This is a genomic window from Pseudomonas sp. B37(2017), from assembly GCF_002112885.1.
Classification (GTDB): Bacteria; Pseudomonadota; Gammaproteobacteria; order Pseudomonadales; family Pseudomonadaceae; genus Aquipseudomonas; species Aquipseudomonas paraglycinae.
In genome coordinates, this window is the sequence record NZ_NEIX01000001.1 from 364,522 (window position 1) to 380,312 (window position 15,791).

A 15,791-nucleotide genomic window follows, 5' to 3' on the forward strand; every position below is an offset into this window, starting at 1 on the left:
AGATCCCATGACTCAGATTCTCGGTCACAACTACATCGGCGGTCGTCGCAGTGCGGCGGGCGACGTCAAGCTGCAAAGCGTCGACGCCACCACGGGCGAGGCACTGCCTCACGACTTCATTCAGGCCACGGAAGCGGAAGTGGACGCCGCCGCCAAGGCCGCTGCGGCGGCGTATCCGGCGTATCGCAGCCTCAGCGCCGAACGCCGCGCGCAGTTTCTCGATGCGATTGCCGATGAGCTGGACGCGCTGGGCGATGATTTCGTCGCCGTGGTCTGCCGCGAAACCGCACTGCCGGCCGGGCGGATTCAAGGTGAAAGAGGTCGCACCAGCGGCCAGATGCGGCTGTTCGCCAAAGTCCTGCGGCGCGGTGATTTCTACGGTGCGCGGATCGATCTGCCGTTGCCGGATCGTCAACCGCTGCCACGTCCGGATCTGCGCCAGTACCGCATCGGCCTCGGCCCAGTGGCGGTGTTCGGTGCGAGCAATTTTCCGCTGGCATTCTCCACCGCCGGCGGCGATACCGCGTCGGCGCTGGCGGCCGGTTGCCCGGTGGTGTTCAAGGCCCACAGCGGCCACATGGCCACCGCTGAGCTGGTCGCCGATGCACTGATCCGTGCAGCAGAAAAAACCGCCATGCCGGCCGGTGTGTTCAACATGATCTACGGCGGCGGTGTCGGTGAATGGCTGGTCAAACATCCGGCCATTCAGGCGGTAGGTTTCACCGGTTCGCTGCGGGGCGGACGGGCGCTGTGTGACATGGCCGCCGCGCGGCTTCAGCCGATCCCGGTGTTCGCCGAGATGTCGAGCATCAACCCTGTGATTGTGTTGCCTCAGGCCCTGGCCGAGCGTTCGGAAACCGTCGCCCGCGATCTGACCGCGTCGGTGGTGCAGGGCTGCGGTCAGTTCTGTACCAATCCGGGCTTGGTGATCGGCATTCGCTCGCCACAGTTCACCGCATTCGTTGAGCAAGTCGCAGCGCTGATCGGTGATCAACCGGCGCAAACCATGCTCAATGCCGGCACCCTCGGCAGCTACGGCAAAGGCCTGGAAAAACTCTTGGCGCACGCCGGCATCGAGCATCTGGCGGGCAATCCGCAGCAGGGCAATCAGGCGCAGCCGCAGTTGTTCAAGGCCGATGTCAGCCTGCTGATCGATGGCGATGAAGTGCTGCAGGAAGAAGTGTTCGGCCCGACCACGGTGATCGTCGAAGTGGCCGACAAGGCGCAGCTGAGTGCGGCGTTGCAGGGCCTGCATGGGCAACTGACGGCGACAATCATCGGCGAGCAGGCGGATTTCGAGCGCTTCCCGGAGCTGACGCCGTTGCTGGAACAGAAGGTCGGGCGGATCCTGCTCAATGGTTATCCGACCGGTGTCGAAGTGTGCGATTCGATGGTGCACGGCGGGCCTTATCCGGCGACGTCCGATGCTCGCGGTACCTCGGTGGGGACGCTGGCGATCGATCGTTTCCTGCGCCCGGTGTGCTTCCAGAACTACCCCGACAGCCTGCTGCCGGAACCGCTGAAAAACGCCAACCCGTTGCGTATTCAGCGGCTGGTCGACGGCAAGCCATCGCGCGACGCCCTCTAACTCACGCCACATGATCGTTCCCACGCTCCGCGTGGGAATGCCTCGAGGGACGCTCCGCGTTCCAGCTCTGGAAGGGACGCGGAGCGTCCCGGGCTGCATTCCCACGCAGAGCGTGGGAACGATCAAGAGCTGGAGCGTTGGAGCGATCAGGGCGGGAGCTCAGCGCCTGCTTTGAGCTATCATTGGCCCTTTCCCCCTGAAAGACATGATTGCCATGACTGCCGTAACCGACACCCTTCTCAACGCCCTCGAACACTGCGGTATGGTCGAAATCGACGGCCTGCACGCTTTCGAATTCGCCCTCGACGAAGACGACAACCTGCACATCGAATGCATCGATGGCCGGGCAGCCAAGCATTGGGAGTTCACCCCGGCTCAGGTGGCAGCGGCGACGTTTGATGAAGATCTGCAGAGCTGGCTGATCGTCGGTTTTTCCAGCGACACCAAAACCGTTGGCGAACACCGTCTGGTCTGCCTTGGCGATGTACTGAGCAGCGCCGACGACGAGGATGAAACCGAATGAACATGCGTAAATTCTGGCCATTGCTGATGGCCGGCAGCGTCGGCGCGATGGGGCTTTCCAGTGCCTCGGCCGAAAGCTTCCAGTTGCTGGTCGGCTCCTACACCGCCGGCACCAGCGAAGGCATCTACAGGATGAACTTCGACAGCGCCACCGGCCAGATCGACGCCAAGCCGCTGCAAGTGATCAAGAGCGAAAACCCGTCGTGGCTGACCCTGTCCAAGGATCAGCACCGGGTGTTCGTGGTCAATGAAAACGGTCCTGGCCAGACAGATCCGGTCGGCCGCGTCAGCAGCTATTCCATCGATCCGAAGACCCACGCCCTGACCCTGATCAATCAGGTCCAGAGCCTGGGCAACGAGCCGACCCATTCGAGCCTCAGCGGCGACGCCAGCCATCTGTTCGTCAGCAACTACTCGGTGGTTGAAGATCCGGGTGGCACCCTCGCGGTGTTGCCGGTGGGCAGCGACGGCAAGCTCAAACCGGTGGTGCAGATGAGCGCGCACCCGGCGAGCCGGGTCAATCCCGAGCGTCAGGCCTCGAACCACGTGCACTCGACGGTGTCCTCGCCGGACGGTCGTTACGTGTTCTCCAATGATCTGGGCGCCGACAAGGTCTTCATCTACCAATTCGACCCGAAAGCCAACCCGGATCTGCCGCTGACCCCGGCGAAAACCGCGTCGGTGCAACTGCCAGCCGGCAGCGGCCCGCGTCATCTGCTGTTCAGCGCTGACGGCAAACACGCCTGGCTGACCATGGAAATGAGCGCTCAGGTTGCAGTATTCGACTACAAGGACGGCGTCCTGACCCAGACGCAAATGGTCGATCTGGCTGCCGGCCAGCCGACGTCGGACAAGGCTGCCGCCGCGCTGCACGCGTCTGCCGACGGCAAATTCCTCTACGTCAGCAACCGTGGCACCGCCAATCAGTTGCTGGTGTTCGCAATCGACCCGGCCAGCGGCCAGCTCAAGGAACTGCAACGACGTTCGGTGGAAGGCGATCACCCGCGTGAGTTCAGCCTCGATCCGAGCGGCAAATTCCTGCTGATCGCCAACCAGAAGAGCAACCAGATTGTCGTGGTCGAGCGCGACGGCAAGACCGGTCTGCTGGGCAAAACCGTGCAAAAACTGCCGATGGACGCCCCGAGCGACCTCAAGTTTCTCGTGCGTCAATAAGCCGCAGGCCCCGGTCTGCGGGGCCTGAAGCTTTGTATTAATCCTGCTGATAACAGGTAATGTTGCAAAGCATTTCAAGCGATCAACCCTCGAGCGTTAAGTTTGCTTCACGGCCCAACCGGGCAAGCAAGCCAACTGAACACGAGGGTTACCGCCATGAACTTCAATCTCTTCTCCGTGATTGCCGCCTCCGCCATCTCCGCCACCGTGGCTCTGCCAGCCAGTGCCAACGTTGAAATCAGCGACAAAAAATCCCACACCCAGAGCTACACCCAGAAATACCTGCAACAAAGCGCCAACTTCTACGCCGCGCTGGATCACAAAGCTCAACACTGAAATTTCCGTCACGCCCTGGAACTGCCCAAGGCTGCGATCCTTTGATCTTGTTTCTCAAAAAGCAAAATCAAAAGATCGCAGCCTTGGGCAGTTTTTCGCCTGCGTATCGAGCGGCGATAGCTATTTTCAAACGACGAGATAGACCGGCTAAATAATCAACGAAGCTGATGGTTACTATGGAAAACCCTGAGTGGTTACCCCGGCTTTTTTGATCGATTCTGTGGACCTCGAAACATTGTCCACGGAGCACACATCATGGCCACTTCAATCATCACTTCCGCCAAACGCGGCGCCTACGTGGCCATCGGTCTGTACCTGGTCATGGTGCTGTTTGTCAGTCTGGCGTCGCAGTCGCAACACAGCTTCGAAGCACCGATCGACGTCGCCCATCCCGGCATCCAGTTCGAACTTCGCTCGCAAAACGCGGCGGTAGATTCAGCTGAACTCGCGGGAGTCGGCGGAGCATGAAAGGCTACAGACTCTGGGTCATTGCCGGACTGGCGTTCATGACCAACGGCGCTTCCCTGTTGGGATTCGGCCAGGGTTCAGTCGGCGGACTGGCCCGGGCCATAGAGGCCAACCACAGCATTGCTCACAACATCGAGCGGGCCAATGCGCTGGGGCTGCTGGCCGGCAACCCACCGGTGAAAACCCCCAGCGGTTTTCTCGGCCCGTTCGAAGTGGATTGCTCGGCCATCGGCATGTGTGAAGTGCTGGCGTAAAGCGCCTACTTTTTCATGATGCCGGTGAACAGCTCCGACTCCAGAAACCGCTGCAACCAGGCCTGCAACCGCACGTAAGGCGTCTGCGCAAACCAGTCACGATCGACATGGGCGAACTGGCGAACGAACGGCAGCAACGCGATATCGGCCAGGCTCGGATGCCCGGCCAACAAGTAATCGCGACCCTCGAGCAGCTCATCGAGCTGCTGCAAGAACAGCGCACCTTCCGCGCGATAAACCTCCATCGGCTGTTCCGGATAACGCTCGGCATACTTGTAGCGATTCAAGTGAACCTTGAACACTTGATCGTTGGCTTCGATCAACTCGGCGATCCTTGAATCGCCACCCAGCAACCAGTCATCCGGATCGTTCTGCGCCAGCGCCCAGCGCATGATCTCCAGGCTTTCATCGATCACCTGACCGCCCGCATCCAGCACCGGCACCGTGCCCTTGGGCGAGATCGCCAGCATCTCCGCCGGTTTGGCTTTCAGGCTGACTTCGACGATCTCCACCGGCACACCCGAATAACGCAGGGCCATCCGCGCCCGCATCGCGTACGGGCAGCGGCGGAAGGAATACAGCGTGTTCATTTCACCTCCAGTGTGCTCAAACCGTTGCCCTGGCGCTGTACCTGAATCTGCACCGGAATCCGCTCGTGCATTTCCTGCACGTGGGAAATCACCGCGACCTTGCGGCCCTGAGCCTGCAAGCCGTCGAGGGCGTCCATGGCCAGTTGCAGGGATTCGGGGTCGAGGCTGCCGAAGCCCTCGTCGATGAACAGCGATTCGATCTTCAACGTGCTCGACGCCATCGAGGCCAGACCCAGCGCGAGGGCCAGCGACACGAGGAAGGTTTCGCCGCCGGACAACGAATGCACCGAGCGCAGTTCGTCGCCCATCTCCGTGTCCATCACCAGCAGGCCGAGCATGCTGCCGCCGCGCTTGAGGCGATAGCGCTTGACCAGTTGCCGCAGCTGCACGTTGGCGTGATGCACCAGCAGGTCGAGGTTGTAGGCCTGGGCGATCTTGCGGAAGGTGTCGCCGGTGGCCGAGCCGATCAGCGCATTGAGCCGCGCCCAGCGCTGATACTCGGCATAGGCGTCGGCGATCTGCTGCGCCAGCGCCTGATTGGCGTTCTGGCGGCGCTGGTCTTCGGCTTGTTCGGCGCGCAGTTCGGCGCAGTGTTGCTCACTGGCCGTGCACTGGTTTTGCAGGTCGGAGAGGGCGCTGGCGAGTTGTTCGGCATCCAGATTGCCGTTGTGCTGGGCTTGATGATCGAGCAGGCGCTGATCGCGTTCCTGCAACAACACCTTGGCCTGCTCGACGGCTTTTTCGTTGAGCAGCAGGCGCTGGCGCAGTTCATCGACTTGCGCGTCATCGACTCGCAGCAGGTCTTCGAGGCCGCCGTCATCCAGTTCCGGATGGCGAGCGCGCCAGTCTGCGATCTTGCCGGCCAGATCGCGGTCTTCGCTTTCCAGCGCTTGCAGACGCTCCTGCTGCGCTTTGAGTTCGGCGGCGATTTGCACGAGTTGCGTACGCGCGTCCTGCAGCGCCTGAGCCGTCGTGGATTCGGAGTTGCGCGCCTGTTCCACGGCCTGTTCCAGTTGCTGCTGCCAATGCTCGGCGCAGGTGTGATCGCCCAACAACTGCGCAAGCTTGTGCTGGCTGGCGAGTTGCTGTTCGGTCAGCGCGTTGAGCTGCTGTTCAGCGTTTTGCAGCTGCTGAACACGGCCCTGTTGGCGGTCCTGTTCTTTCTCGAGTGTCTGCTGGCGTTGTTGTTGCTCGGCCAGCTCTTCCTTCTGCTGATCGACTTGCGCCAGACGTTCGGCAATCTGTCGGTCGAGCTGCATGAAGGTCGCGGCCGGTTCGGCGCGCAGGGCTTCGAGGGTGTCGCTCGGCAGCAGTGTGGAGAAGGCCGCCAGTTCTTCGTCCAGGCGCTGGCGGTCAGCGCTCAGCTCGCGCTGCTGATTGCTCAGGTGCTGCGACGCTTGCTGGTGTGCGGTTTCGGCCTGACGCAATTGCTGGGTCAGCCGCGCCGCATCCTGTTGCAACGTGAGCAGGGCGGTCTGGCGCTGTTCGTCCTGGGTGATGCTCTGGTTCAGCTGTTCATTCTGGCGAGTCAGCCACGCAGCTCGCTTGTCACTGTCCTGATTCAGCAACGACGCCGCCAGCGGATGCGCCTCGATGCTTGGCGTCAGCGTCTGCTGCTGAGCCGCCAGTTGCTCCTGCTGTTGCAGCAGTTCTTTTTGCCGGGCAATCACGCCACCGACATCGGCGCGCAACTCAGTGAGTTTTTCCTTAAGTTGATCGACCGCTTGCTGCGCGCTGGCCTGCTCGCTTTCGTCGTGACGGCCGAGGCTTTGCAGCAGGGCTTCCGGCTGGTGGTACGGGTGTTCGTTGCTGCCGCAGACCGGGCACGGCTGGTCGTCCTGCAATTGCGCGCGCAGCTCTTCGACACTGGCACTGCGGGCCAGACGCTGACGCTCGAGCAGTTCACGAGTGACGTTGAGGGTCTGTTCGGCGACGGTCAGCTCGGACTTGGTTTTCACCCCGTCCTGGGTCAGGCGCTCGCGCTCCTGTTGCGCATCGACCTGACGCTGTTGAAGCTCGGCACTGCGCTTGTCCAGATCCTGCTGACTGGCCCACAGGCGCGTCATGTCTTCGATGGCGCGCAGTTGCTTGCGGTTGTCCTGCAACAGAGTGCCGAGGATGCCGATCTGCTCGGCGACGGCGTCCGGCTCGGCGCCGGCCTCCTTGAACAGCACTTCCAGCTGCTGCTTTTGCGTGGCGAGCGCTTCGGTGGCGCGGGCGGCGTTTTCTTCGAGGGAAGCCAGTTCGCCTTGGCCCTTGTTCAACCGATTGCCGATCAGCATCAGTTGCTGCAAGCGGTCGCGATAGGCATTCCACGCTTCGCTCAACGGCGCCAAGTGAGCGCTTTGCTCAAGATCGGCGGCAATGCGCTGCAAGCGTTCGGCGACTTGTTTTTGCTGATCGAGCAAAGTCTGAATTGTGCTCTGGCCCTGGGCGCAGGTCTGCTCAGCGGTTAGCTTCGCTTCAGTGCCGGATGCAACATCTTTGGCGAGGCGGGCGAGGGTGCTTTGCTCCTCGAAAGCCTGACGCAACAGTGGCGCGCTTTCGCTTTGCTGCGTTTGCGCCTGGGTCAGGGCGATCTGCGCTGTGGCGAGATCCTGTTCCAGTCGCGTCTGGCGCTCAGCCAGTTCGCCTTGTTGCCGGGTGTGCGCATTGATCTGTTCCGCCAGCGGCGTCAGCTGTGCATCCAGTTCGGTTTTGCGGGCGAACTGGTGACGTTGCGGGGCAAGTTGTTCCAGGCGGGTGAGCTTCAGACGCTCGCCGGCCAGCGACTCCCGTTCGTGCTCGGCGCTGCGCAGTTGTTCGACGGCGGCCTGTTGCGAGTCTTGCAGCCGCAGCAGCTCCTTGAGCCAGCCGTGCTGCTGCTCGATTTGCTTGAGCTGCGCCTGCTGCAACTTCAGTTGTTGCTGGGCGGCGTTGAAGCGCTCGTCCAGTTCCGCGCGAGCCTCGGGGGCCAGCGGGGTCACGCCGGTGGCTTGATCCTGCAACTGCTTGTGAGCTTCGCGGGCCTCTTTGGTCTTGTCGAATGCGCGCCGGCCGAGGCGGGTGTAGAGCGCGGTGTCGGTGAGTTTTTCCAGCAGTTCGCTGCGGTCGTTGTCATCGGCCTTGAGGAAGGCGCTGAACTCGCTCTGGGCCAGCAGCACGGCGCGGGTGAACTGTTCGAAGTTCAGGCCCAGCGCAGCTTCGAGCTGAGTCTTGTACTCGCCTTTCTGGCTGGCGAGCAGTTGATCCTGATCGATGTCGCGCAGGCTCTGACGGCTGGCCTGCAACTTGCCGCCGGCCTTTTCCCGGGCGCGGTTGGCTTCCCAGCGCGCGCGATAGCGACGGCCATCGACGCCGACAAAATCCACTTCGGCAAAACCTTCGCCGGTGCCACGACGCAGCAGGGTGCGCGGGTCGCCGGTGGCGATTTCGCCGTCGGCGTCCGGCACCTTGGCGTCACGTCCGGTGTTGTTCAGACGCGGCACGGCGCCGAACAGCGCCAGGCACAGCGCATCGAGCAAAGTACTTTTACCGGCGCCGGTCGGGCCAGTGATTGCGAACAGGCCGGCGCTGGCCAGCGGTTCGGCGGTGAAGTCGATCTCGAACGGGCCGGCCAGCGAAGCGAGGTTCTTCAAACGAATGGCGAGAATCTTCATGGCTGCTCGCCCTCCATCTGTACGTCTTGCAGCAGCTCGGCGAAGTCCTTGAGGGTTTGCTCATCGACCTCGCTGCCGTAGTTGTCGAGCCAGGCGCGGCTGAACAACTCCTGCGGCGTGAGCTGGTCCAGTTCGATCAGCGCGCTGCCGTCCTCAGCGCCGTCAGCGCCACGGTTACCGGCGTATTCGGCGGCGATCCGCACCAGTCGCACTGCCTTGCCTTGCAGGGCGCTTTCGACCTGATGGCGCAGATCCGGCTGAGGCTCGTCGAGGCGTACCCGCACTTCCAGCCACGGTTGGCGCTGGGTTTCGGCCAGCAGGTCGATGTTCGGCAGGTCCGCCAGTTGCAGCAGAATTTCCGCCAGTGGCGCAGGGCCGAGGCGCTGAAGATTGACGGAGCGGGGGATCAGCATCGGCTCGACGCTGACCAGGGTTTCGCCGTCCAGAACGACGTCGAGCACCTGATGCTGATAACTGATCTCCGAAAACGACAACGGGATCGGCGAGCCGCTGTAGCGAATCCGCTCTTCACCGTTGACCTTCTGCGGCTTGTGCAAATGGCCGAGCGCGACATAGCTGATGCTCGGCCCGAACAGGCTGGCGGGCAAAGCTTCGGCGTTGCCGATGATCAGGCTGCGCTCGGAGTCTTCCGACACCGAGCCGCCGGCCATGTGCGCGTGGCTGATGGCGACCAGTGCCTGGCCCGGCTGGCGCTTGGCATTCGCCGCTTCGATCAGCCATTCATGCACCTGACCAATGCCACGCAGATAGTTGTCGCCCAGATGCGCGCCGGTCACTTCGGCAGGCCGCAGGAACGGCAGCGCCAGGCACCACGCGGCGATTTCGCCGGACGCATTCGGCAGCGGCAACAAAAGACGCTCTGCATCCAGTTGCCCGTCATCCAGCCACAACACTCGGCCCAGCGCATGCGTGCGCAAACGCCGCATCAACGGCGCGGGCAGTTCGATCCGCGAACCGGAATCGTGGTTGCCGGCGATCATCACGATGGTCAGCAACGGCTGCTGCTCGTGGGCATTGACGATGAAATCGTAGAGGCGTTCCTGGGCTTTGACCGGTGGATTGACCGTGTCGAAGATGTCGCCAGCGATCAGCAGCACGTCCGGCTGCGCCAGCTTCAATTGGCGCAGCAGCCACTCGAGAAAACAGGCGTGCTCGAAATCGCGCTCCTGGCCGTGCAGGTTCTGCCCAAGGTGCCAGTCGGAGGTGTGAAACAGACGCAAGGCTGACTCCGCAATATAAAGAGGTGATGGCCGCAGGAAAAAGGCGCGGCGAAAAAGAAGAGAGTTTACGGGCAAAAGCCTCGATCGGACTGCAACTACTTCGGATAAAGCGGCGGCAACCCGCTGTCCCCGACCGGATCCTGCACCCGCTCCGCCGTTGGGATCGTCCGGATCGCCCGCCACAAATCCTCACCCTGCCAATGCTGCCCGGTCTCGCTGTACAGCGCTCCGTTCAAGCCGTCGAGCGCATCCGACAAGGGGACAAACCGCGCCGCCATATCCGCCAGGGTTTCCGGCTGTTGGCGGGCCCAGGCGTCGAGGGCCTGGCGGGTGGCGTGGGGGTCGTTGGCCTGGCTGGCGCGTTTGATGTCGTCGAGCAGGGTGCGCGGGCTTGGGCCGGTTTGCGCGGCGCGCAGGATTGCCGGTTGCCAGCGGGCACGCCACCAGAGGCCGAAGCCGAGCAGGGTGGTGCAGGCGAAAACGAACGTGCTGAGTTTCCACCACCACAAGGCTTCGCTGTCGGCCGCGCTGAGCGGTAGTGCGTTGCCCGCCGGGGTGTCGACTTGCAGGCTCGGGTTGTTCGCCACTTGCAGGGTACGTGCCGGCAGGCTGGTGTGTTCCAGGTGGTCTTCGAAAGTGTTCCACCAGACCACGTCCACCGTTGGCAATTCGATCGAGCCACTGCGGCTCGGCACCAGCGCTTCGCGTTCTTCACGGCTGCCGATCAGGCCGCGGTCGCTGCTCTGGTTGTTCAGCACCGGTTGATCCGGATAGCGGCGCAGGCCATTGGCCTCGGTGGCGGGCAGGGCGGGCAGCTGCGAGCTGGCCAGGCCTTCGACCTTGAGGGTCAGGCTGCGGGTCAGGGAGTCGCCGACCTGAGTGTGTTCCGGCTCCGGGTTCCAGCTCTCGCTCAGGCTCAGGCTGCGGGCCGGCAGCCACGGTGCGTCGCTGGGGTAGGTCATCGGTTTCGGTTTGACCGTCAGCGACGTGGCGCTGGAGCTGACGCGCATCAGTTTGCCGGGCTTGGGCCCCTGCGCCGTGGCGTCCTGCGAGGGCTGGGTGTCGACCAGTGTGGCGCTGAACGTCTGCGGGGCGATGCTCAGTAAACCGCTGTGCTGCGGATAGATCGCATAACGCATCTCGATCACGCCATGGCGCACACCGTTGATGTCTTTTTCATAGGTGCGCATGTCGCCCAGTTGCTCGATGCGCGCGTCGGCGATCTGCAACGGCGTCAGGCTGCTGTCGTCGTACAGCGACACCGAATGGTAGATGCGCAACGTCAGGATGGCCTGGGCCTGCACATAGACGTTGGTCTGGTCGAGGCTGGCTTCGATGAACACCGGTTCGCGGGCATTGTTCTCTTCGCGGGTGTCGCTCTCGATCACCTGCACGGTGATCGGCTGGCTCTCGACGTCGCCCAGTTTCAGCGGCGGGATTTCAACGCTGCCGTTCTGCTTGGGCAGCAGCGTGATGATCCAGCGAGTGGTGGCGCGGTTGTCACCGTTGAGCGTGTTCAACTGGTTGACCTGACGCGTGCCGCGCACTTCGAACAGCGGCTCCAGCGGGCTCAGATCCGGTTTGCCGAACTGCGTGACATCGTTGGATTCGAGGGTGAGTTCGACCGTCTCGCCGGAGTTCAGGCGACTGCGATCCACACTGGCCGTCAGCTCGGCCGCCTGGGCGGTGGCCGTGCAGATCAGTAGGGGCAGCAAGAGAGCGGTGAAACGGGTCATCGAATGTTTTCCTGATCCTGATGTTGTTGCTGTTCGTACCAGAATTTGCGTCGCAGCAGTTCGCCCGGGTCATCCGGGATCTTGCCCAGCCATTGTTCCAGCGCCTGCTGTTGCTCGCCTTCGAGGTTGTCCTCATTGGGGCGCAGCAGCGGCTGGGTGTTCTGCTCCTCGCCCGGTTCGCTGTCCGGCAGCTCGTTGGCACCCGGCAACGGCGGGGTAGTCGGTGGCGGCTCGCTGGCGGACTCGCCGGTTTGCGGCTCGCTGTGGGTTTCGCTTTTGACCGCTGGTGGTGGTGCGGTCGGTGGCGGTGGTTCATCGCCCGGTATGTTTGGCTGCGCCGGTTTGTCTTGCGGTTCGGCCGGCGGCGGGGCGTTTTTCTGTTTCAGCAGGTTTTCCACCAGCGCCTTGTTGGTCAGCGCCGGACGCAGATCCGGCTGACGTTCCAGGGCCTGTTCGTAGGCGTCCAGCGCTGCTTCCAGCTCGCCGCCTCTGGCCAGGGCGTTGCCACGATTGTAGTGGGCGTGGGCGTCATTGCCCTCGGCGAAACGCTGAGCGGCGCCACTGTAGTCGCCGGCCTCGTACAACGCCACCCCTTGCCATTGCGGATCTTCGAAATGCTTCGCCGCTTCGGCCGGGCGCTTCTGTTTGAGCAGATGCAGGCCTTGCTGATCGGGGCGCAGCCACAGGTCTTCGAAGTCGAAGGCATAGCTCGGTTGCGGCAATGCCAGCAGCAACGGCAGGCAGAACAACCAGCCACGCCGCCCGGCGCACGCGGCGAGCAGCAACAGTGGCAACAGCAGCCAGTAACCCTGATCGGCCCAGGTGTCGAGGCGCACGGTCTGGCCATCGTTGCGCAGGCTGCGCGGGCCATCGAGCAGGCCGAGGTCGCCCAGATCGGATTCATCCAGCCGTGCGCTGCGGTACTCGCCGCCGACTGCGTTGAGGAATGCGCCGAGGCCCGGGCTGTCGAGTTGCGGTACCCGGATCGCGCCCTGGGCGTCCTTGAGGAAACTTCCGTCCTCCTGAGCAATCGGTGCACCCTCGGCGGTGCCGATGCCGAGCATCAACAACTGCGCCGATTGGCCGCTGAGCGCATGGCGAATGCCCTGGCGTTCTTCTTCCGACAGCGAAGAACCGATCAGCAGAATCCGCCCCTGACCCAACGCACCCTGCTTGAGCAACGCCAACGCCTTGCTCACTGCCAGATCGGCGCGATGGCCGCTTTCCGGCATCAGCGAAGGCTTGAGCGCGTCGAGCAGGTTGCGACTGGTCGCCAGGTCATCCGACAGCGGCACCAGCGTATGGGCGCTGCCGGCGTAAACGACGATGGCGGTCTGGGCGTCGCTGCGCACTTTCAGCAGGTCGAACAGCTTGCGCCGGGCCTGTTCCAGTCGCGTTGGCGGCGAATCGGTGGCGAGCATTTCCGGGGTCAGCTCCAGCACCACCACCAACGGATCGGCGGGTTTCTGGCTGGTCTGTTCGACCCGCTCCCAGCTCGGCCCGAGCAACGCCAGAATCGTCAGCAGCCAGGCCACGCTCAGGGCGACCCACGGCAACTTGCTGTCGCGACCGCTGCCGCCACTGAGCAGCGTGGCGTGAAAGGCCGGCGGCAGAATCATCTGCCAGCGACCTGCGCGCTTCTGTCGGTGCCAGAGCTGCCAGATCAGCCAGCCGAGCAACGGCAGCAGCAACAGCCACCAGGGGCGGAACCAGTGCGGCCACAGGGCGATCATCGGCGCCTCCGCAAACGCAGGCGCTTGAGGCGCTCGCGCCAGTCAGGCAGGGGGCTTTGCAGATACAGCTCCTTGGTGAACAGCCGTTGCAGCGGGTTGTCCGGCCACAACACACGGGCGACCAGCAAAATGCTCAGCAGCAGCGCGAATGCCAGCGGCCACTGATACAACGCCTGTGCCGGACGGGCCTGGGTCGGTTGCTGAGTCACCGGTTCGAGCTGATCGAGGGTGTCCTTGATCGCTTGCAGTTGCTGGCCGTCGCGAGCGCGGAAGTACTGGCCGCCGGTGACCTCGGCGATGGCCTTGAGCGCCGGTTCGTCGAGATCGAGGGTCGGGTTGCCGCCGAGCAACGCCGTGGCGCCGCTTTCTTCAGGATCGGCACCGATACCGATCGGATAGATTTTCACACCTTCGCTGGCGGCCAGTTTTGCGGCGGTCAGCGGGTCGATTTCGCCGCCATTGTTCGCGCCGTCGGTGACCAGAATCAGCACCCGGCTCTGGGCCGGACGCATGCGCAGGCGCTTCAGGGCCAGGCCGATGGCGTCGCCAATCGCGGTGTTCTTGCCGGCGATGCCGATCCGCGCTTCGTCGAGCCAGACCCGCACGGTGCGCCGGTCAAACGTCAGCGGCGCTTGCAGGTAAGCCTGGCTGCCAAACAGGATCAGGCCGACGCGGTCGCCATCGCGGCTTTCGAGAAAATCACCGAGCAAATGCTGAACCAGCGACAGGCGACTGACGTCTTCGTCGTTCCATTGCATGTCCGGGAAGTCCATCGAGCCGGACACGTCCACCGCCACCAGCAGATCACGGCCGCTGGCGGCAATCGGCAGCGGTTCGCCGAGCCATTGCGGGCGGGCGGCGGCGATCAGCAGAAACAACCACAGCAGCATGAACGGCGCTTGCTGGCGCCACGCTGGCAGATTGGCCCGGGCGCGACGGCGGGCGAGGCCTTCCAGGTCACCCAGAAAACTCACTTTCAGCGCCGGCTCGCCGCTGTCGGCCACCGGCAGCACAAGGCGCATCAGCCACGGCAGCGGCAACAGCAGAAAGATCCACGGCCAGGCGAACTCAAACATGTTTGCGGATCCAGGTGTCGACTGCCTGGGTCAGGCCGGCGATGGCTTTGTCGTCGAGCTTGCACTCGGGTTTGTAGGCGCCTTCGACGAGCACCATCCAGCGGGTCAGGCCGGCGGCGGGGCAACGGTTGTCGAGAAACGCCAGCCATTTGCGGCCGTTGAGGGTGTGGCTCTGGCTGTAGGGATAGTGGTTGCGGCACAGGCGCTTGAGCAGGCCGTTGAGCTGCTGCAGCCAGGCACCGGCCGGGGCACCGTCGTAGGGTTTGGGCATCTGCGCCAGTTCGGCGAGTGCGGCGATGCGCACCGGGTCGAGTGGCAGTTCGGCGCGCACGATCGGTTTCTTCTTGATCGGAATGAAACGTCGCAGCCGCCAGATCGCGAAACCGATTACCGGCAACAGTAAAAGCAGCAACCACCAGCCCGGCGCCGGCGGCCAGAAGGCAATCGGTGGCGGGGAGATCAGCGGTTGCAGTTGTTCGAGGCCGTTCATCGACCTTTCCCCGGACGCTGCGGGTTCAGGAACTCGCGCATCTGTTCGACCATTTCGCTCTGGGTGCTCAGCGGCATCAGCAGTACGCGCAGCTTCTGCGCGAGCAACTCCCAGCGGGCGATGCGCGCTTCGGCCTGGGCGCGGTAGGTCTGGCGCAGGTCGAAGTTGAGGGTGTCGAGTTCCAGCTGCGCGCCGCGTTCGGCGAATCTCAGCAGCCCAGCAGCGGGCAGGGCGTGGTCCAGCGGATCGGAAAGCGGCAGCATCAAAAGGTCGCAATGGCGCGACAACAGGCTCAATTGCTGCTCGGCGCTGTCGGACAGTGCGCGCTCGTCGCAGATCACGATCACCAGACTGCCCGGTCGCAGCACTTCGCGGGCCCGGCGCAACGCCACTCCAAACGCATCGCGATCCGGCTCCCGCTCGCTGTGCAGCGACTGATTGACCTTCACCAGCCGGTTGAGCAGTTGCAAAAGGCTCTGCTTGCTGCGACGCGGTTTGATTTCGTAGTGCTCGTTGTCGCCGAACACCAGCCCGCCCACCCGGTCGTTGTGACCCAGCGCGGCCCAGCCGATCAGCGCCGCTGCCTGCGCTGCGAGCACCGACTTGAACATCAGCCCGGAACCGAAAAACAGCCGCGTGCTTTGCTCGACCATGATGAAAATCGGCCGTTCACGTTCTTCATGGAACAGTTTGGTGTGCGGTTCCTGCGTCCGCGCGGTGACGCGCCAGTCGATGGTGCGCACGTCGTCGCCGGCCTGATAGACCCGCACCTGATCGAAGTCGACGCCACGACCACGAAACTTGGAGTGGTGCAGGCCGATCAGCGGACTGCGCTGGCTCGGCGTGGAAAACAGCTGCACTTCGCGCACGCGGTGACGCATCTCGATCAGCTCGGCGAGGCTGATGCGGATGCCCGGTTCGGACGGCAGAGAGGCGTTCATCGGGG

General features: G+C 63.4%; 14 protein-coding genes. 6 read left to right on the forward strand and 8 right to left on the reverse strand.

The genetic code is table 11. The features are described 5' to 3' along the window. Positions 1-7 precede the first annotated feature (7 nt). The 6 genes from CAF90_RS01835 to CAF90_RS01860 all read left to right on the forward strand — a co-directional run bounded on the left by CAF90_RS01835 (position 8) and on the right by CAF90_RS01860 (position 4,341). The gene (locus CAF90_RS01835) at positions 8-1,588 is read left to right on the forward strand and encodes an aldehyde dehydrogenase (NADP(+)) (RefSeq protein ID WP_085603080.1); all 1,581 of its coding nucleotides are present in this window, start codon (positions 8-10) and stop codon (positions 1,586-1,588) included. A 214-nt stretch (positions 1,589-1,802) separates the two neighbouring features. Beyond that, the gene (locus CAF90_RS01840) at positions 1,803-2,111 is read left to right on the forward strand and encodes a DUF5629 family protein (RefSeq protein WP_085605117.1); all 309 of its coding nucleotides are present in this window, start codon (positions 1,803-1,805) and stop codon (positions 2,109-2,111) included. Then, positions 2,108-3,283: a lactonase family protein gene (locus CAF90_RS01845; RefSeq protein WP_085603082.1), complete on the forward strand. Its 1,176-nt coding sequence runs from the start codon at positions 2,108-2,110 to the stop codon at positions 3,281-3,283. The genes CAF90_RS01840 and CAF90_RS01845 overlap by 4 nt, the downstream gene beginning before the upstream one ends. 156 nt (positions 3,284-3,439) lie before the next feature. Then, a complete protein-coding gene (locus CAF90_RS01850) occupies positions 3,440-3,619 on the forward strand; it encodes a hypothetical protein (protein WP_007941320.1) in 180 nt (59 codons plus the stop codon). 255 nt (positions 3,620-3,874) lie between these two features. Beyond that, the gene (locus CAF90_RS01855; protein ID WP_085603084.1) at positions 3,875-4,087 is read left to right on the forward strand and encodes a hypothetical protein; all 213 of its coding nucleotides are present in this window, start codon (positions 3,875-3,877) and stop codon (positions 4,085-4,087) included. Next, entirely contained in the window at positions 4,084-4,341 is a 258-nt protein-coding gene (locus CAF90_RS01860; RefSeq protein ID WP_085603086.1) for a hypothetical protein, read from the forward strand. Before CAF90_RS01855 ends, CAF90_RS01860 begins: the two co-directional genes overlap by 4 nt. Before the next feature lie 5 nt (positions 4,342-4,346). Here CAF90_RS01860 and CAF90_RS01865 read toward each other — a convergent pair whose 3' ends face one another. The 8 genes from CAF90_RS01865 to CAF90_RS01900 form a co-directional block, all read right to left on the reverse strand. Continuing rightward, positions 4,347-4,931 (reverse strand): glutathione S-transferase, encoded by a 585-nt coding sequence (locus tag CAF90_RS01865; protein ID WP_085603088.1) that lies wholly within the window; start codon positions 4,929-4,931, stop codon positions 4,347-4,349. After that, positions 4,928-8,569, reverse strand: a complete 3,642-nt coding sequence (locus tag CAF90_RS01870; RefSeq protein ID WP_085603090.1) for an AAA family ATPase — start codon at positions 8,567-8,569, stop codon at positions 4,928-4,930. Before CAF90_RS01870 ends, CAF90_RS01865 begins: the two co-directional genes overlap by 4 nt. Continuing rightward, positions 8,566-9,810 carry an exonuclease SbcCD subunit D C-terminal domain-containing protein gene (locus CAF90_RS01875; RefSeq protein ID WP_085603092.1) on the reverse strand — a complete coding sequence of 415 codons (1,245 nt, stop codon included), beginning with the start codon at positions 9,808-9,810 and terminating at the stop codon, positions 8,566-8,568. The genes CAF90_RS01870 and CAF90_RS01875 overlap by 4 nt, the downstream gene beginning before the upstream one ends. A gap of 95 nt (positions 9,811-9,905) precedes the next feature. Then, positions 9,906-11,546, reverse strand: a complete 1,641-nt coding sequence (locus CAF90_RS01880) for a BatD family protein (RefSeq protein WP_085603094.1) — start codon at positions 11,544-11,546, stop codon at positions 9,906-9,908. Then, the gene (locus tag CAF90_RS01885; RefSeq protein ID WP_085603096.1) at positions 11,543-13,279 is read right to left on the reverse strand and encodes a VWA domain-containing protein; all 1,737 of its coding nucleotides are present in this window, start codon (positions 13,277-13,279) and stop codon (positions 11,543-11,545) included. Before CAF90_RS01885 ends, CAF90_RS01880 begins: the two co-directional genes overlap by 4 nt. Then, complete coding sequence (locus tag CAF90_RS01890) at positions 13,276-14,355, reverse strand: VWA domain-containing protein (protein ID WP_085603098.1); 1,080 nt, start codon at positions 14,353-14,355, stop codon at positions 13,276-13,278. Before CAF90_RS01890 ends, CAF90_RS01885 begins: the two co-directional genes overlap by 4 nt. After that, positions 14,348-14,845, reverse strand: a complete 498-nt coding sequence (locus CAF90_RS01895) for a DUF4381 domain-containing protein (protein WP_007959331.1) — start codon at positions 14,843-14,845, stop codon at positions 14,348-14,350. The genes CAF90_RS01890 and CAF90_RS01895 overlap by 8 nt, the downstream gene beginning before the upstream one ends. Beyond that, positions 14,842-15,786, reverse strand: a complete 945-nt coding sequence (locus CAF90_RS01900; RefSeq protein ID WP_007959332.1) for a DUF58 domain-containing protein — start codon at positions 15,784-15,786, stop codon at positions 14,842-14,844. The genes CAF90_RS01895 and CAF90_RS01900 overlap by 4 nt, the downstream gene beginning before the upstream one ends. Positions 15,787-15,791: the final 5 nt, after the last annotated feature.